Raw genomic sequence first — 17378 nt, 5'->3', positions numbered from 1 at the left:
GGCGCTGGCGCCGGACCTCGCGCGCAGCGCCTGGCATCTGGCCGCGGCCGGCACCGGACCGGACGAAACCGTAGCCGCCGCACTGGAATCGGCGGCCGAACGAGCCCGCGAGCGCATCGGGCACGCGTCGGCGGCGGCGGCGCTGGAACGGGCGGCACAGCTGACCCCGGATCCGGTGGACCGGGCCCGCCGGTTGACGCTGGCGGTGGAGACCGCGATGGAGGCGGGGCACACCGACCGCGCGCTACGCGTGGCCGAGGCCGCCGCGCACGCGCCGCTCGACGCCGTGCAGCGAGCCCGGGTGCTCGCGGTCCGGGCGCTGATCGAGTTCGAGTTCGGCTCGCTGCGCCGTGCGCATCAGCTCACCCTCGAGGCCGCGGACCAGGTGGCGACGATCGACCCGGAGCGCGCGGCCTGGCATCTGGTGGAGGCGGGCCGAATCGCTTGGAACGCGGGTGATATCGCGGGCGTTCACGATGCGCACGATCGGCTGTCGGCTCTCCCTGCCGACACCGTCCGCACCCCGCGATCGGCCCTGCGCGGCGGGGTCGCGCTGCTCACCGGTGAGCTGCGGCTCGGCATCGGGCTGATCCGCGAGAATGTCGCCTTCGGCGGCACGGTGCCGATCGACATGATCTCTCTGCGTTTGCCTTTCGCGCTGCAGTCCGCGCTCATCGGCGACATGGACCGTGCCCACGAGAACCTCCGCGAGCTGATCGCACTGGTGCGCGAGCGCGGGATGATCGGCTGGTTTCCGTTCGTGGCCTGCACTCTCGCCAACGCCGAGCTCATCATGGGCAGGCTGCGCGATGCCGAATCGACCGCCACGGCCGCCCTGCGCATCGCCACCGATATCGGGCAACCCGCACGGGTCGCCGGGGCCGAGTCGATCCTGGCGATGCTCGCGGCCCGGCGTGGTGAGCAGGACCGCTGCCGGGAGCTCGCGGAGCGGAATCTGCGCAGTGCCCCCGGGGATGTCAACGTCCTCGACGTCACGCACTGCGAATGGGCGCTGGCACTGCTGGATCTCGGCCTGGGCAGGCACGACCGGTCGCTGGCGCGCTTCGAGGCGCTGTACCACGGGCCCGCCCGGGCCCGCGGGCACTGGATCGACCTGCTCGCCGATCTGATCGAGGCCGCCGTCCGGGCGCGCCGCCCCGAACGAGCGGACCGTGCGCTGGCCGAAATCGAGGACTGGGCAGCCGCTTTGGACACCCCCTGGGCCGAAGGGCTGCTGCTGCGCTGCCAATCGCTGGTGGCGGGCAACGGTGCGAGCTTCGACCGCGCCCTGAAACTGCACGCCGAGGCCGATCGCCGGTACGACCACGCGCGCACCGCGCTGCTCTACGGCGAATGGCTGCGCCGCGAGCGCCGCATGCAGGAGGCCCGCACCCACCTGCGCGCCGCGTTGCACACGTTCGAGCAGCTGGGCGCGGCCCCGTGGGCCGAGCACGCCCGCGTCGAATTGCGCGCCGCCGGCGCGGGCGCGGCCCCGGAACGCGGTGACGATCTCGCCGCGCTGCTCACTCCCCAGGAGTTGCAGGTGACCCGGCTGGCCGCCGCCGGAGCGACGAACAAGGAGATCGCGGCCCAGCTGTTCCTCAGCCCCAAGACGGTCGGTCACCACCTGTACCGAGCCTTCCCCAAGCTGGGTGTGAGCAACCGCGTCGAACTCGCCCGGCTGTCGCTGGCCTGAGGGCCGAATCATGTACCGGAGCCTGCGCGCCGTCCGCGGGCGGACCGGATCCTCGACCCGGCGCGTGTGGTGGTCACCGCTCCGTGACCGCCGCACTCCCGCTGGTCTTCGTACCGCTGCTCGCGGGCGTGGTCTTCGGCAGCGCGCCCCGGATCGAATCTGCGCCCCGGTGTCCAGCGGTGGATTCCCGGTGCGGTACGGAATCACGCCCATACCCGCCCGGTCCTGGATTTGTGTTCGGTTCCGTCGCGACTTGCGGGTATGGGACGCGGGCGCTTCGGACTTCCATTCGTTGGACGAATGCCGTCCGGGCCCGCGTGCCCGGTTCCTACCCGGAGGTGGACTCGATGCTGTACGGACGGAGTGATGCGGAGCGTGTGATCCGGGGCCTGCTGGTGGCGGGCGCGGAGGGGCGCAGCGGGGCGCTGGCGGTGATCGCGGGCGCGGGTGAGGGCAAGTCCGCGCTGTTGGCACAGACCGCGATCTGGGTCCGCACGGGCGAATCCTCCTCGGCTGCACCGGGATCGGAATCCGCGCCGGTGCGTGCCGCGCGGTGGCGGGTACTGCGGGTCACCGGCGTGCAGAGCGGGGGTGAGATCGCGTTCTCCGGATTGCGGCGGCTGCTGGAGCCGGTGCGGGAGCACATCTCGGTGTTGCCCGCCCCGCAGCGGACGGCGCTGAGTGCGGCGCTGAGTTCGGATCCGGCGGATCCGCCGGAGCGATTCCTGGTCGGGCTCGCGGTGCTGTCGTTGCTGGCCGAGGCGGCGGGCCGGGGGCCCGTACTGTGCTCGGTCGATGATGCCCAGTGGGTGGACCGGCCGTCCGTGGACGCGCTGCTGTTCGCCGCGCGGCGGCTCGGAAGCGACGGTGTCGTCATGCTATTCGCGGGACGGCCGGAATTCGAGGCCCCGGGTGTCCCGGTGCTGACGCTGCCTCCGCTGGACGCCGACGCGGCCCGAGCCCTGCTCGCGGCGCGAAATCCCGATCTGGCCCTGGAAATTCGCGAGCGTGTGATCGCCGAATCGGCCGGCAATCCGCTGGCCCTGCTGGAATTGCCCGGCATGAACACCGAGTCACCGCCGGTGGGTCCGATGGCGCTGTCCGAAAGACTGCAGTCCGGCTTCGGCGGTCAGATCGCGCGATTGCCGGAGAGCACCCGCTTCGCGCTGGTGGTGGCGGCCGCCGAGCACGGTGGCGATCTCGGGGTGATTCTCGCGACGCTGCGTGAACTCGGTTCGGGCGCACATGCTCTGGCGGCGGCCGAAGGAACGGGAATGCTGGCGGTCACCGCTCGTTCGGTGCGCTTCCGGCATCCGCTGATCCGTGCGGCGGCCTACCGCTCGGCCACGGCCGCCGAGCGGGTCACCGTGCACGGCGCGCTGGCGGTCGCGTTGGCGGCGGAACCCGAGCGGGCGGTCTGGCATCGCGCCGCCGCCGCGACCGGACCGGACGAAACCGTCGCGGCGGCTCTGGAGGTCACCGCCGAGAGTGCTCGCGGGCGGACCGGCCACGGCGCGGCGGCGACCGCGTGGGAGCGGGCGGCCCGGCTCACCCCGGATCCGGCGCAGCGGACGCGCCGCCTGGTGCACGCGGTCGAGAATGCCGCCGACGCTGGACAATTCACCCGCGCGTGCCTGCTGGCCCGGCAGGCCCGGGAGTCGACGCGCAGCCCGGCCCATCGGGCCCGGCTGGCGGGGGTACTGGCGCACATCGAGTTCGAGCACGGCTCCCCGGTGATCGCGCACCGGCTGCTGCACGCCGGCGCGACGGAGGCGGCGGCCATGGATCCGGCGCTGGCGGCGGCGATGCTGTTCGACGCGGGCCGAATGGCTTGGTTTCTGGGTGATCTCGACGCGTTCCGGGATTCGCGCACGGTGCTGGCCGGTCTCGCGCCGAGCCCGGATCGCGATCGATTCCTGCGGTACTACGACGGCATCCTCGCGCTCTACGGCGCGGATCTGGCGGCGGGTATCCGCCTGATCCGCGGCAATGCGGCCGCGCCGCAGGATGTTCGGCATCATTCGCCACAGGTCCGGTTCGTGCTCGCGACGCAGACCCTGATCGTCGGCGATCTCGACACCACCCGGGAGATTCTGGCCGACCTCGCCGAGGGCTGCCGGGTGCGGGGCCTGCTCGGCTGGCTGGCTCTAACCGAATTGTGGCAGGGCACTGTCGAATTCATGCTCGGACACTTCCGGGAGGCGGAGCTGCTCACCACCGAGGGCAGGCGGATCGCCCAGCACATCGGTCAGCCGGTCCGCATCGTGCACGCCGATTCCAACTTGGCGCTGCTGGCCGCGGTGCGCGGCATGGCCGTCGACGGCCCGGCGGGGGCTGCGCGGGGAGCCGCGGACGGCGGCCTCGGCGTCGCGGGCAACGGGAGCGGCGCTACGGGAAGCCGGCTCGGCACCGCCGGCGGCGGGCTCGGCACCGCGAGCGGCGAATTCAGTCCGTTCCACCGCGCGCATGTCGACTGGGCGCGCGCCTTGGCGGATATGGGTGCGGGCCACTACGCCCGGGCGCTGGACCGCATGGAGGCGCTGGGCGCGATTCCGACCGCCCGCCACGCGCAGTGGCTGCCCGTGCTCGCGGACCGAGTGGAAGCGGCGGTGCGCCTGGATCAGCGGGAGCGCGCCGTCCAACCGCTCGCGGAACTGCGACTGTGGGCCGAGGCCCTCGAAACGCCCTGGGCCGAAGCACTGCTCCTGCGCGCCACCGCGCTCCTGGACGACGACCCCGCCGCGTTCGCCCGCGCGCTGGAGTCGCACACCGCCCAGTGCCGCCCCTTCGACCGTGCTCGCACCGGCCTGCTCTACGGGGAGTGGCTGCGCCGCGAGCGCCGCACAACCGAGGCCCGAGCCGAATTACAGGACGCCCTACGGACTTTCGAGCGCCTGGGCGCGGACCCCTGGACCACGCGAACCCGCAACGAACTGCGCGCCGCCGGGGTCGGCACGCTCCCCGCCCCGCAACCCGACCCAACCGCGCAGCTCACCCCCCAGGAGCTCCAGGTGGCCCGCCTGGCGGCCGCCGGCGCGACCAACCGGGAGATCGCCGCACTCCTGTACGTGAGCCCGAAAACGGTCGGCCACCACCTGTCCCGCTCGTTCCGCAAACTGGGCGTGGCCGGCCGCAAGGACCTGGCCCGCCTCGAATTGCACTGACACATAATCTGTTCCGCCGGGAGCGGACGATTTGCGCACCGCCCGAAGCGGGCACAATCGCTGACGACGCTCGCGGCGCGGCGACCGAGAACCACTCGGCGACCATGCACCACGTCGAGACCATGCCCACATCATGTGTATCACTAAGGCACAGATCCGTTTTGCACCGACCGCTGCGAGCCACTATTGCTGACGACGGTCGTCACAGCATTCCGTGACGCCGTCTAAGGGGGGTGCGCCGAGGCTATGGCCGGAGGTGAGTCCGTTGCCGGGTGGGGACGTGAGAGGGGTGGCGGACCGGCGACGTTGCGGATCGGGGCCGACCGGCGGCGTGGCGGAATCGGCGCGCCGGGTCACCGTGTCGAGCGGGTCGGCAGCAGGTCGGTGAGTGCCTCGTCGAGGGTTGGGAAGCGGAAGCGGAACCCCGTTTGTCGCAGGACCTCCGAGGTGGCGTGGCGGCCGGTGAGGCCGAGGGCGGGATCGCTGCGCAGGAACACCGCGCCGAGGGTCAGCGCCGGGGCGGGGGTGGGCGGGGACCAGGGGCGGCGGACCTGGCGGCGCAGCGTGGTCATGAGTTCCCGGTTGCGGACCGGGAAGTCGGTGGCGGCCACGACGATTCCGCCGGGGAGGCTCACCCTGGGGTCCAGGCCGAGGGCGGCGCGCACGATGGCGAGCCAGTCGTCGCGATGGATCCAGCTGAACCACTGCCGTCCCGAGCCGACGCTGCCGCCCAGGCCGAGCGTGGCCAGCCGGACCAGCATGCGCAGCGCGGGCGCGTCCGGATCCAGCACGATGGAGGTGCGCAGGATGGTCGAGTGCGCGGCGTTGGCCCCCTCGAAGGCCCGCTCCCACGGTTCGGCGACGCCGGTCATCTGCGGCAGGCCCGGCTGCGGCAGCGGGGTCGTTTCGGTGCAGCGGATTTCGCCCGCGTCGGACCAGATCGCCGTCGTGCTCGCCTGTACCCAGTGGTCGATCGGCCGATCGAGACCCTTGGCCGCGGTCACCAGCGCCCGGGTGGAATCGACACGGCTGTCGCGCAGTTCGGCGATATTGCGCGGGGTGGGCCGCACGTCGACGAGCTTGCCCGCCAGGTTGACCACGGCGGTCGGTCCCGAATTCCGCAGCGCGGCAACCCATTCACCGAACGTGCGGCCGTCCCATTCGTACTGCTCGTACGGCAGTTCCGGGTTCCGACGGCGGGTCAGGATGCGAACCCGCTGCCCCCGGCAGGTGAGATCGGCGGCCAGGCTTCGGCCCAATGCGCCGGTGCCACCGGCGATCACGACGGTGAGCGCGTCGGCGGCCGGTTCGAGCCCGGCCGGCCGCGCCAGCCGCGCGAAGCCGGTGTGCGCGTCGGCCTGGAGCAGTTCGCCGACCACTTTGCGGGCGATCGGCGCGGTGAGTCCGGTGAAGGTGAGCCGCTGGCGCAGCTCGGTGCCGCCGTCCCGCGGGGTCAGCGTCCAGCGCAGCCGCATGACGCCGGCGGGTTCGGGCTGCTCGATGGTGATTTCGCGATCCGGCACGAAGGTCGCGAGCGTGAAGGGCTTCGCGAACCGCCCGTGTATCGCCTCGGTCGCGCGCCCCCGCGGCAGGTAGTCACCGGTCGCCCCGACGCCCGGGGCGGCGTGCATCCGCACCGAGGTGACGGCCGGATTCCATTCGGGCCAGCGGGCCGGGTCGCCGAGCACCGCCCAGAGCCGCTGCGGCGGGAGTGCGATCCACTGGCTGTACGTCGTTGTACGAGGCATGCGTCAACGCTATTACCGCAGTGTCCGGCTGGGAAGCGTGTCCTGGATCGCACCGGGGCGGCCCACCCCGGAATATGAAGCGCGCCACCGGGGTCGGCATCCCACCCGTCCTACCGCCACACCTCGCCGAGCGCGGTCATCGCCGTGGGCGCGGGCGCTGGGACCGGGGGCGGGGTCCGGGAGAAGCGCGGGGCGGGGGCGGGCTGGCGCATGCCGTCCAGATCGACCAGGGTGCCGCGGGCGGCGAGATGCGGGTCCGCGGCGGCCTCGGTGAAGGTGCGCACGGGGGTGACGCAGGCGTCGACGCCGTCGAACAGTTCGCACCACTGCGCCTGGGTCCGGCTCGCGAACTTCTCGGTGAAGACCTTGCGCAACTCCTCCTGCCCGTCCGGATCCATCTGCGGCGGAAGCGATTCCGGGTCCAGTTCGAGCACCCGCAGCAGCTCGGCGTAGAACTGCGGCTCGAAGGCGCCCACGGCGAGGTGCCGGTCGTCGGCGGTCCGGTAGGTGTCGTACCAGGCCATTCCGGTGTCCAGCAGGTTCGCCCCGCGCTCCTCGGACCAGTGGCCGCCCTGGTGCAGACTCCAGATCGAATGCGCCAGGGCCAGTACGCCGTCGACCATGGCCGCGTCGACCACCTGCCCCCGGCCCGAGCGCTGACGCTCGAGCAACGCCGACAGGATGCCGACCACCAGGAAGACCGAGCCGCCGCCGTAGTCGCCCAGCAGATTGATGGGCGGGACGGGCCGCTCACCCTTGCGCCCGATGCCGTTGAGCACGCCGGTGAGCCCGATGTAGTTGATGTCGTGCCCGGCCTGCTGCGCGCGCGGCCCCTGCTGACCCCAGCCGGTCATCCGGCCGTACACCAGGCGCGGATTGCGGTCGGTCACCAGCTCGGGTCCCAGACCGAGCCGTTCGGCCACGCCCGGGCGGAAGCCCTCGATCAGGACGTCGGCGCGATCGAGCAGATCGAGCACGTCGGCCACGTCCTGCGGATTCTTGAAGTCGGCCTCGACCAGCGTGCGCCCGCGCAGTTGTGCCCGCATGGGCCCCAGCCCGGAACGGTCGCCGCGGCGTTGGACCCGCACCACGTCCGCACCGAGGTCGGCGAGCAGCATGCCGGCGTGCGGGCCGGGTCCGATGCTCGCGATCTCGACGACCCGAATGCCCGCCAACGGGCCCTGTACGGCGCTCAACGTCAACCCCCTGCGGTTCGCGTGCGAATACCCCAGAAGTAGAACACGTTACAGATTGGCCTGCCAGTCGATCGGGCTAAGCTGCGCTGATGACCGACTCGAATCTGCCGCGCGGGATCGGCAACCCGGCGACCAGCGCCTTCGCACTGGTCGGCTACACCCGCCTCGAACAGTTCTCCGGAGTATCGGAGAAGGAGCTGCTGGCACTGCACGGTGTGGGGCCCAAGGCCATTCGCGTGCTGCGGGAAACCCTCGCGGCCGAGGGCCTGCCGCCCATGGCCTGATCCACGGCGTGGGCCCGATCTCAGTCGACGAAGGCGCGTTCGAGAATCGCGCCGGTGTCGACCCCCGCGGGCAGGGTGCCGAACGCGATACCCCAGTCGCCGCCGAACCGCGTGGCGCAGAAGGCATCCGCGACAGCCGGGTGCCCGTGCCGCACCAGCTGCGCGCCCTGCAGCACCAGCGCCATCAGCTCGACCACGCGCCGGGCGCGGAACTCGATGTCGGCCAGATCGGTGAGTTCCTTGCCGATGCGGTCGATGGCGTTGTCCAGGTGCGCGTTCGCGCCGCGCGCCAGCGACACCTCGTTGAAGTAGGCCTCGACGGTCTCGGGCTGGCGCCCCATGGCGCGCAGGGCGTCCAGGGCCGCCACGTTCCCCGACCCCTCCCAGATCGACATGAGCGGAGCCTCGCGGTACAGCCGCGGCATGCCCGATTCCTCGACATATCCGTTGCCGCCCAGGCATTCCAGCGCCTCGGCGGCGTGCACGGGCGCACGCTTGCACACCCAGTACTTGGTGACCGCCAGGGCGATACGGCGCAGATTCGCCTCCGCCGGATCGGTCGCGGCCCGGTCGGTCGCACCGGCCAGGCGCATCATGACGGTGGTCGCGGCATCGGATTCGATCACCAGGTCGGCCAGCACGTTGCGCATGGCGGGCTGGTCGATCAGGTTGGCCCCGAACGCTTTTCGATGCCGGGCGTGATGCACCGCGTGCACCAGGCCGGCGCGCATGCCGGTGGCCGAGCCGATGACGCAGTCCAGGCGCGTCATATTGACCATCTCGATGATGGTCTTCACGCCCGCACCCTCCGCGCCGACCAGCCAGCCCACCGCGTTCTCGTACTCGATCTCCGAGGAGGCGTTGGACTTGTTGCCGAGCTTGTCCTTGAGACGTTGCAGGCGAAGGGCATTGAGCGACCCGTCCGGCAGCACACGCGGCAGCAGGAAACAGGACAGACCGCCGGGCGCCTGGGCCAGGGTCAGGAACATGTCCGACATGGGCGCGGAGGTGAACCACTTGTGGCCCACGACCCGGTAGGTGCCGTCGGCCTGCGGCGTGGCCACGGTGGTGTTGGCCCGCACGTCGGAGCCGCCCTGCTTCTCGGTCATCGACATGCCCGCGATCAGACCGGCTTTGGACGCGGGATCGCGCAGCCCGTAGTCGTACACGCGCGAGGCCAGCAGCGGTTCGAACGTCGCGGCCAGTTCGGGATTGTGCCGCAGTGCGGGAATCACCGCGTAGGTCATGGAGATCGGGCACATGTGGCCCGCGTCGGCGATGCCCCAGGTGTAGAACTTGGCCGCGCGCGCCACGTGCGCGCCGGGACGCGGGTCCTGCCACGGGGAGCCGTGCAGCCCGTGCTCGACCGCGACCCGCATCAAATCGTGCCAGTGCGGGTGGAATTCGACCTCGTCGATGCGGTGGCCGTAGCGATCGTGGGTCCGCAGCACCGGCGGATGGTCGTTGGCCAGCCTGCCCCACTCCTGCGCCCGCGCACCACCGGCGAGCGCGCCCAGGGTGCGCACTTCGCTCTCGGCCCAGCCCGCGCCCTCGCGGTGCAGGCCCTCCAGCAGCGCGGGATTGCGAGAGTTGTCGAACGGCACCAGGTTCGGGACCTGATTGAACACTTCATGCGTCGGCATGCGGGACTCCTTGTTCCAATTCCATGCGGTCACCGGCCGGGGACGCCGAGTGCGCGCAAAGCGAAGGCGACGAGTTCGGGCACCACCGACTCGCTCTCGAGTTCTTCGGCCAGCGGTCCGACCAGCACCTCGCCGATCGCGCCGACCAGGGCGGTGGCGCTGGTGCGCGCGTCCTGCGGCGGAAGTTGCCCGGTGGCGACACCTGCGGCGATGGCGGATTCGAAGGTCTCGGCGAAAGCCCGCCGGAAGCGCAGGCGTTCGGCGTCGACGGCGGCGTCCACCGGTTCGGCCAGCAGCACGTAGGCCAGCCGGGGGTTCTTGAGGGCGCGTCCGGCGAAGGTCTCGACGGCCGCGGTGACCCGGTCGCGGGCGAAGACGCCCGCGGCGGTGGGTTCGGCGGGTTCGGCGCCGCCCGCCACGGCGACCGCCGCGACCTCGCGGGTGACCACCTCGCGGAAGACCGCCGTCACCAGTTCGGCCTTGCCGCTGAAGCTCTTGTAGACCGTGCCGGTGGCGACCCCGGCCTCGGCGGCCACCGCGGCGACCGACAGTCCGGCGTAGCCGTCGCGGGACAGCACGGTCATGGCGGCCCGCACGATCGACGCGGCCTGGGCGTCGAGGCGGGCCTGGACAGCGGGAGTTCTGCGGTAGGCCACACAAGAAGTGAACCATTGATTCATTTCTTGACGCAAGGCCTGATTTACGGCGTATGGTCGGCCCGGTGAGCGTACGAGTCGAACGCAATGGCCCCGTGACCACCGTGATCCTGCATCGCCCCGAGGCCCGCAACGCGGTGGACGGCCCCACCGCCGCCGCCTTGGCCGCGGCCTTCCGCGAGTTCGACGCCGACCCGGACGCCGCGGTCGCCGTGCTCTGGGGCGACGGCGGCACGTTCTGCGCGGGCGCCGACCTCAAGGGCCTGGGCACCGAGCGCTCCAACCAAGCCACCCCGGAGGGCGACGGGCCGATGGGCCCGACCCGCATGCGCCTGTCCAAACCCGTCATCGCCGCGGTCTCGGGCTACGCGGTGGCGGGCGGCCTCGAACTCGCGATCTGGGCCGATATGCGAATCGCGGAGCAGGACAGCACTTTCGGCGTCTTCTGCCGCCGCTGGGGCGTCCCGCTCATCGACGGCGGCACGGTGCGCCTGCCCCGGATCATCGGCGCCGGGCGCGCCATGGACCTGATTCTCACCGGCCGCGCGGTCGACGCGAACGAGGCGCTGCAGATGGGCTTGGTCAACCGGGTCGTCCCGGTCGGCGAATCCCGCTCCGCCGCAGAGGAACTCGCGGCACAACTGGCCGCACTGCCGCAGACCTGCCTGCGCTCGGATCGGATGTCCGCCCTGGAGCAGGAGGGGCTGGACGAACCCGCCGCGGTCGCGAACGAATTCCAGCACGGCGTGCGCGCCCTGCTGGACGGCGCGCTCGACGGCGCGGCCCGCTTCGCCGCCGGTTCGGGGCGGCACGGGCAACCGAGCTGAAGCACGCACTCCCGCGCTGATCCGGCGGCTCGAACGCGTCGGCGCGCCCCGGTACGCTGCGCAGCGATGAATCGGCTGAGCGTGGTGGACGAGATCTTCCTGCGGGCGCACCGGGGCATGGGCACCCCGATCGCCCTGCAGGGCCTGTGGCGTACCGCCGATCCGATCGACGCCGCACTGCTGATCCGGGTGCACGAGGCGCTGCGCACCGGCCCGCTCGGGCGGCGCGTGGTGCGCGGCCGCGTCCCCGGCGCGCGCCCGCGCTGGCAGCCGAACGCGCAGGCGCATCCGCTCACCCTGACCGAGGCCGCGATTCCCGCTGCCGCCCTGCTGGATTGGGCCGATGGCCAGGGCACGGACCTGGATCCGGAATTCGGTCCCGGGTGGCGGCTGTCGAGCGTGAATCTGCTGGACGGCGGCAGCGTCGCCGCGCTGACCTGCTCGCACAGCCTGGCCGACGGCCGGGCGCTGACCCTGGCCATCGATCACGCGCTGACCGGCACTCCCCTGGCGGATCCGGCGGCGGGCCATTCGGATTGGGCCGACGCCCGGCGGCAGTGGCGCACCGTCATCGGCGGGACCGCCCGCGCGCTGCGGCGCGGGATCCCCGCACGCCCGCCCGCTCCGGCGCCGCGCCCGGCGCCCCGGATACGCGCCGGCGGCGTGACAGCGTCCGCGGCACTGCAGATTCCGGCTCGCGAGTGGAATCGGGTGGCGGTCGCCCACGACGGCACCGCGAACAGCCTGTTCGTGTACGTGGTCGCGACAATGCTGTGGGACAGCGGTTTCGAGCCGGATACCATCGCCGCCAGCCTGCCGGTGGACACCCGGGACGAACCCCGGGTCGACAACGACATGGCCATGACCGAGATCGCGATCACGCCCGCCGACACCCCGGCCTCGATCCGCCATCGGGCCAGGGCCGCGTACGAACACCGGATGAGCAGTCCGGGCGGCATTCCCGAGGAACTGCTCCAGGTCCTGCCCGATCGCTGGGCGCACCGGCTCGCCGCGGGCGCGGGCGAACGAGACATCCTGTGCTCCAACATCGGAACCCTGCCGGACTCGCTGCTGTTCCTCGGCGCGCACCCGTGCACCGGGGTGGCGGCTCGCGCCATCCACCCCGGACTGCGGGCCGATCGGTTGCCGCGCACCCGGCTCTCGGGCTACTTGACCCGGATCGCGGACGGCTACACGCTGTCGCTGGTGAGTCTGGATCCCGATGCGGTGCCGGACAATTCGGCGCTGTCCGCGCTCGCGACCGGGGTGCTGTCCGGCCTCGGCCTGGACGCGACCGGCTGGTAGCCGGCGCGCCGTTCACACGGCGGCCGCACTCCGCGTCACCCGGGCCAGCACGTGGCCGGGCACCTCGATTCCCGGCTCCAGATCATCCGCCGAGCTGGGCGGCTCCCAGACCTGACGCAGCGGCAGCACGCCCGCCCATACCCCGCCGTTCTCGATGTCGGCCGCGTCGTCCCGGGGACCGCCGGTGCGGACCTTCACCGACGCCTCGGTGAGGTCCAGGGCCAGCACCATGGTCGCGGCCATCTCCTTCTTGCTCGGCGGGCGCACCCCGTCCCAGGCGCCGGGCGCGGCGTGCTCCACGATCACCCGCAACGCCGCCATCCGTTCCTGATAATCGGTGACCTCGACCGGCCGCGCGTGAATGACGGCCGAGCGGTAGTTCATGGAGAAGTGCATGGCCGAGCGCGCGTAGACGAGCCCGTCCACCAGCGTGACCGAGACCGACACCGGCCCGGTCAGCGCGGCTCGCATGTTCCCGGCCCCCGTCGAGCCGTGCAGGTACAGCGTGTCCCCGGACCGGCCGTAGATGGTCGGGATCACGACCGGACTGCCGCCGAGCACCACTCCCAGGTGGCACAGCAGGCCCGCGTCCAGCACGGCGTCCAGCTCCGCGCGGTCGGTCCGCCCCCGCTCCCTGGAGCGGGTCAGGCTGCTGCGCGGGGTGGGCGACAATGGCACCCGTGTCACTTGCTCGGTCATGGGACCAGCATCGCGCGAAGAATGGCCTCACCAAATAGCCAATTCCCCGCCCGATTCGCAGACCACTCGGGGAGGAAGTCCGTGCCGTTCACCCTGGCCCATCCGGCGGCGGTCCTACCGCTGCGCGGCCGCCTGTGGCTGCCCGCGCTGATCGCGGGGAGCCTCGCGCCCGACGCCGGGTACTACGCGCCCATCGGAATAGACGGCGCTCTCACCCACGAGGCGCGCGGACTGCCGCTGACCCTGGCGCTCGGCGCGGTCCTGCTGGTCCTGGGCCGGATCCTGTGCCTGCCCGTGCCCGCGCTGCTCGGCCGGGCCGTGGCCTTCCCGGCCGGGCCCGGTTGGTGGCGCGTGGTCGCGGCCCTGATCGTCGGCGCCGCAACGCATCTGGCGTGGGACACCTTCACGCACACCGACGGCGCGGCGGTACGCCACTGGGAACCGCTGCGCGAATCGGTGATCGGACCGCATCGCGTCTACAACGTGATCGGCTACCTGTCCTCGCTCGCGGGATTGATCATCCTGGTCTGGTTCGCCGCGCGCCGGATCCGCCGTGCCCGACCGGCGCCGGTTGCGCGGCATCGCGGTTGGGTGCTGTCCGGGCTGGCCCTGGCCGCGGTCGCCGGCGGCATCGCGGGCGCGACGGATCCGGCGTCCGCCGCGAGCCATTACGACCTGGTGCGCTGCGTACTCATCGGCGCGGTGCGCGCCGGGGGTGCGGCCTTTCTCGGCTACGCGGTGATCGTGAGCGGCCGTGCGGAATTGGCGGCTCGCCGGGCCGTAGCGGCCAGCTAACTTGCGAGGTCGCCGGCAAACCCTGGGAAACCACGGACATCCGGTGTCATTCCCGCTGACGTTGAGTCTCAGGTGAGACGAACCGAGGGATCTGACCAGCATGGCCCGATTACAGTTCCGGACAGGCGTTCGGCGGCGGAGTCGGATCGCTACCGCCGCGCTCGTGTCCCGGTTATCACCCGGCACGATCGTCTCGAATGCCGGGCGGAATCACTTCCGCTCCGGGCCGTTTCGCCCAAGCGGCCCGGCCCGGCCCCTTTCACCTGCAACGAAGGGGCCGGGCCAACCCGGTTGGCCGGTTCGGTCAGCGGCGGGGCTCAGCGGTGTTGCGCCCCTGTGGATTCCGGCGCGTCGAGGACGCCAGCATCGCCGAGGCCAGCACCCGTGCGTCCGCGGCGTCGGTGGCGTCGAGACCGGTGACCTCCGCTATCCGGCGCAGTCGGTAGGAGTACGTATTCGCGTGCAGGCCGAGCGCTTTCGCCGCCGCCTGCCGATCCAGTCCGTAGCGCATGTTGACGCGCAGGGTCTCGAGCAGGTGGGGGTGTTCACGCAGCGGCCCGAGCACCGCTTCCAGGGCGTCCCGCGCGGGCCCGGGGCGGGTGATCTGGTACTCCACCATGAGATCCGATAGTCGGTAGAGCCCGGCGGGCCGGTCCAGCGCCCGTGCCAATTCGTAGATTTCCCGGGCCAATTCGAAGGCGGCCGGAATGGCCTCGACCTCCGCGGCGGGCGCGAGCGCCGCGGTCACCGGCAGCGCGAACGCCGCGGCCAGATCCCGCACCAGCGCCTCCGGCGACACCGAATCCGCCGCGGGCAGCAGCAGCACGCCGCTGTGCCCGTCGAAGGCGACCAGCCGGTGCTCACCGCCGTGCCGCCGCTCGACCAGATCGTGCGCCTGCCGCACCCGGCGCCGCGCGGACGCCAATTCCCCGGTGTTGCCGGGCCGGCTCGGCACCCCGGCGACCGTCAGCGTCACCACCGAGTAGGAGCGCACCAGCGCGAATTCGGCCTGGGCCGCGAGGTTTCCGGCATCCTGGCCGGCCAGCAACGCGGCGCACAGCGCGTGGCGCGCGTCCCGCTCCACACTGGAGACGGTGGCGTGCACGCGGACGTAGGTGGCGGTGATGGCCACCGTGGTCCGGTGCAGGAACGCCAGCAGATGCGCCACAAAGGATTCCACGTCCGCCCGGTCCTGCGGCCCGGCCGCCGCGATGACGGCCTGCCACACCACCCGGGCTCCGGTCAGATACGCGTCGAGCACATCCGACAGCGGTATCCGCTCCTCGGCGCGCCGCCCCGCCGACACCATGATGGCCGCCAGATCCCCCGGCCCCGCTTCACGCCCCTGCTCGGCCACCGCCAGAAACGTCAGAAGATGGGACAGCGCAGTGGCATTCAGCTCCGGCCCCGCCAACTCCGCCGACAGCTGCCGATACACCCCCACCTCGGCCACCGCCCCCGACACCGCGTCCTGCGCCAGCCCGGCCAACTGCCCGACCACCCGCCGCAGCAGCGGTGAATCCATCCGGAGCGGCGTCAAAGGCAAAGGCATACAACGAGTATCGCCGCGCCGATCCGGCCCCGAATCGGTTTCGGCCCCGGCACCCGTTACGGGCGGGCAGCCCGGGTCGCAGCGGTCGCGAGCACGCGCCGGGGGTGGTTTGCGGCGTCGAGACGGCAATCGGAGCGGATCAGCCAAATTCTGCGTTCAAATGACGGCATTCTGTGAATTGCTCTGCAATTCGATTCCGTGATTGCCGCTCCGTGGCCCGACGATTCATCATGGCCACGACACACAGACTCGGTTCGCTGCCGAACCCAATCAAGGATTCCGGCAAATACGACGAATCGAATACGGCTCCGAAAATAACTGCGGCTAACGAGGATTGATGGCGCTTTCAGAGTCCCCACGATCTCAGAATAATCCGGGTCGCACAGCTTCTCCTACAAGCATGAACCGAGTGCTCGTACTTTTTCGCCATCGAGCCTTGACATAGCATCATTACGCAGAATCTTAACATGCGAAGTAGATCTCGAATTCTCATATTTCAGATATCGTCATTCAGACCCTTTCGACCCCATTTCCGGAGGCCGAAAACTGGGCACCCCCGGGCCCATCGACGCTGCTCGCTCCCGGTTGCCGGACGGAACAATCCGGCCGCTTCCATCGGGCAAACCGACCCGACGAAACTCGGTGCACGCGACCCAATTACGCGTCAGCCGAACCGTATGGGCAAATGCCGGTGCAGAATTCACGACCGCGATGGCGGGCCGGCATCGCACGTCCGAAGCCTTCCCCCGGCTACTTCCACGCCGCTCCCCCTACCGGTCCGCCACGAATTTTCCACCGCAGATAATCCACGAACCGAGCGCACCCCGCCACCGCCGTCACGTGACCGTGCCCACGGGTAATCGGCGACCTGCCCCGGGCGTGTACTCGGCGGCTGTCGGTACCGATCGGTAGGCTGCGGGGGTGCCTGAATTGCCGGAGATTGTGGCGCTCGAGCAGTTCTTGAGCGCCCATGCGACGGGAGCGGTGGTCGGGCGGGTGGATGTCGCCGCGCTGAGCGTGCTCAAGACATTCGATCCGCCGATCACCGCGCTGTCGGGGCGCGACGTCACCGGGGCGGGGCATTGGGGCAAGCACGTCGGGCTGGACTGCGACGGGATATGGCTGATCACGCATCTGTCGCGGGGCGGATGGCTGCGGTGGATCGACGAACCCAGCCAGACCCCGCCCAAGCCCGGCAAGGGGCCGCTGGCCCTGCGCGTGCACCTGTTCACCCCCGAGGGCGCGACGCCCGCGTTCGACCTGACCGAGGCCGGGACCAAGAAGCGGCTGGCCGTGTGGGTGGTGCGCGATCCGCAGGAGGTGGCCGGCATCGCCCGGCTCGGGCCCGACGCCATGGCGGTGACCGAGCCCGAGTTCGCCGAACTGCTGCGGGGCACCTCGCAGCGGATCAAGAACGCGCTGACCGATCAGACCGTGCTGGCCGGGATCGGCAACGCCTACTCCGACGAGATACTGCACACCGCCAAGCTCTCGCCCTTCGCCACCGCCTCCGGCCTCGACGCCGAACAGGTGGCCCGGCTGTTCGCGGCCATGCGGGCGATCCTGACCGACGCCATCGCCCGGTCGGTCGGGCAGGACGCGGCCCGGCTCAAGGGCGAGAAGCGGTCCGGCATGCAGGTGCACGGGCGGACCGGGCTGCCGTGCCCGGTGTGCGGCGACATCGTGCGCGAAGTCGCGTTCGCGGACAAGTCCTTTCAGTACTGCGCGACCTGCCAGACCGGCGGCAAGATCCTGGCCGACCGGCGAATGTCCCGGCTGCTCAAGTGATCTGCCCGGAGCGGCATACGGGACC

At 71.4% G+C, this 17378-nt stretch carries 13 protein-coding genes; 7 read left to right on the top strand and 6 right to left on the bottom strand.

Annotated features, from left to right (window positions below; translation table 11 throughout):
• The coding region (locus ABZ319_RS09855; protein WP_354985958.1) for a LuxR C-terminal-related transcriptional regulator at positions 1–1696 on the top strand (1696 nt) is incomplete at its 5' end.
• A 347-nt stretch (positions 1697–2043) separates the two neighbouring features.
• A complete protein-coding gene (locus ABZ319_RS09850; protein ID WP_354985957.1) occupies positions 2044–4860 on the top strand; it encodes a LuxR C-terminal-related transcriptional regulator in 2817 nt (938 codons plus the stop codon).
• Positions 4861–5213: 353 nt separating this feature from the next.
• Here ABZ319_RS09850 and ABZ319_RS09845 read toward each other — a convergent pair whose 3' ends face one another.
• Positions 5214–6608, bottom strand: a complete 1395-nt coding sequence (locus tag ABZ319_RS09845) for a DUF1731 domain-containing protein (RefSeq protein WP_354985956.1) — start codon at positions 6606–6608, stop codon at positions 5214–5216.
• Between the two features lie 110 nt (positions 6609–6718).
• On the bottom strand, positions 6719–7810 hold the full coding sequence (locus ABZ319_RS09840; protein ID WP_354985955.1) for a CaiB/BaiF CoA-transferase family protein: 1092 nt from the start codon (positions 7808–7810) through the stop codon (positions 6719–6721).
• 83 nt (positions 7811–7893) lie between these two features.
• On the opposite strand from ABZ319_RS09840, the gene ABZ319_RS09835 reads away from it, so the two are divergent.
• A complete protein-coding gene (locus ABZ319_RS09835) occupies positions 7894–8088 on the top strand; it encodes a hypothetical protein (RefSeq protein ID WP_354985954.1) in 195 nt (64 codons plus the stop codon).
• A gap of 20 nt (positions 8089–8108) precedes the next feature.
• Here the strand turns inward: ABZ319_RS09835 and ABZ319_RS09830 are convergent, their stop codons facing one another.
• Positions 8109–9731, bottom strand: a complete 1623-nt coding sequence (locus ABZ319_RS09830) for an acyl-CoA dehydrogenase family protein (RefSeq protein WP_354985953.1) — start codon at positions 9729–9731, stop codon at positions 8109–8111.
• A 29-nt stretch (positions 9732–9760) separates the two neighbouring features.
• Complete coding sequence (locus ABZ319_RS09825; protein ID WP_354985962.1) at positions 9761–10387, bottom strand: TetR/AcrR family transcriptional regulator; 627 nt, start codon at positions 10385–10387, stop codon at positions 9761–9763.
• A gap of 53 nt (positions 10388–10440) precedes the next feature.
• Here ABZ319_RS09825 and ABZ319_RS09820 point away from each other — a divergent pair, with 53 nt between their 5' ends.
• The gene (locus ABZ319_RS09820; protein ID WP_354985952.1) at positions 10441–11214 is read left to right on the top strand and encodes a crotonase/enoyl-CoA hydratase family protein; all 774 of its coding nucleotides are present in this window, start codon (positions 10441–10443) and stop codon (positions 11212–11214) included.
• A gap of 66 nt (positions 11215–11280) precedes the next feature.
• Positions 11281–12519 (top strand): hypothetical protein, encoded by a 1239-nt coding sequence (locus ABZ319_RS09815; RefSeq protein ID WP_354985951.1) that lies wholly within the window; start codon positions 11281–11283, stop codon positions 12517–12519.
• Positions 12520–12531: 12 nt separating this feature from the next.
• Here ABZ319_RS09815 and ABZ319_RS09810 read toward each other — a convergent pair whose 3' ends face one another.
• Positions 12532–13218, bottom strand: a complete 687-nt coding sequence (locus ABZ319_RS09810) for a pyridoxamine 5'-phosphate oxidase family protein (protein WP_354985950.1) — start codon at positions 13216–13218, stop codon at positions 12532–12534.
• An 81-nt stretch (positions 13219–13299) separates the two neighbouring features.
• Here ABZ319_RS09810 and ABZ319_RS09805 point away from each other — a divergent pair, with 81 nt between their 5' ends.
• A complete protein-coding gene (locus ABZ319_RS09805) occupies positions 13300–14013 on the top strand; it encodes a DUF4184 family protein (RefSeq protein ID WP_354985949.1) in 714 nt (237 codons plus the stop codon).
• A 304-nt stretch (positions 14014–14317) separates the two neighbouring features.
• Here the strand turns inward: ABZ319_RS09805 and ABZ319_RS09800 are convergent, their stop codons facing one another.
• The gene (locus ABZ319_RS09800; protein ID WP_354985948.1) at positions 14318–15565 is read right to left on the bottom strand and encodes a helix-turn-helix domain-containing protein; all 1248 of its coding nucleotides are present in this window, start codon (positions 15563–15565) and stop codon (positions 14318–14320) included.
• A 921-nt stretch (positions 15566–16486) separates the two neighbouring features.
• Here ABZ319_RS09800 and ABZ319_RS09795 point away from each other — a divergent pair.
• Positions 16487–17353, top strand: a complete 867-nt coding sequence (locus tag ABZ319_RS09795) for a DNA-formamidopyrimidine glycosylase family protein (protein WP_354985947.1) — start codon at positions 16487–16489, stop codon at positions 17351–17353.
• Positions 17354–17378: the final 25 nt, after the last annotated feature.

The organism is Nocardia sp. NPDC005978 (assembly GCF_040614455.1).
Lineage (GTDB): Bacteria > Actinomycetota > Actinomycetes > Mycobacteriales > Mycobacteriaceae > Nocardia.
This window is presented reverse-complemented; position numbering and strand designations above follow the sequence as displayed.

Coding starts and splice junctions, on each gene's coding strand:
- ABZ319_RS09845 (WP_354985956.1), bottom strand. CDS start 6,608: ATGCCTCGTACAACGACGTACAGCCAGTGGATCGCACTCCCGCCGCAG.
- ABZ319_RS09820 (WP_354985952.1), top strand. CDS start 10,441: ATGGTCGGCCCGGTGAGCGTACGAGTCGAACGCAATGGCCCCGTGACC.
- ABZ319_RS09835 (WP_354985954.1), top strand. CDS start 7,894: ATGACCGACTCGAATCTGCCGCGCGGGATCGGCAACCCGGCGACCAGC.
- ABZ319_RS09815 (WP_354985951.1), top strand. CDS start 11,281: ATGAATCGGCTGAGCGTGGTGGACGAGATCTTCCTGCGGGCGCACCGG.
- ABZ319_RS09800 (WP_354985948.1), bottom strand. CDS start 15,565: ATGCCTTTGCCTTTGACGCCGCTCCGGATGGATTCACCGCTGCTGCGG.
- ABZ319_RS09850 (WP_354985957.1), top strand. CDS start 2,044: ATGCTGTACGGACGGAGTGATGCGGAGCGTGTGATCCGGGGCCTGCTG.
- ABZ319_RS09830 (WP_354985953.1), bottom strand. CDS start 9,731: ATGCCGACGCATGAAGTGTTCAATCAGGTCCCGAACCTGGTGCCGTTC.
- ABZ319_RS09810 (WP_354985950.1), bottom strand. CDS start 13,218: ATGACCGAGCAAGTGACACGGGTGCCATTGTCGCCCACCCCGCGCAGC.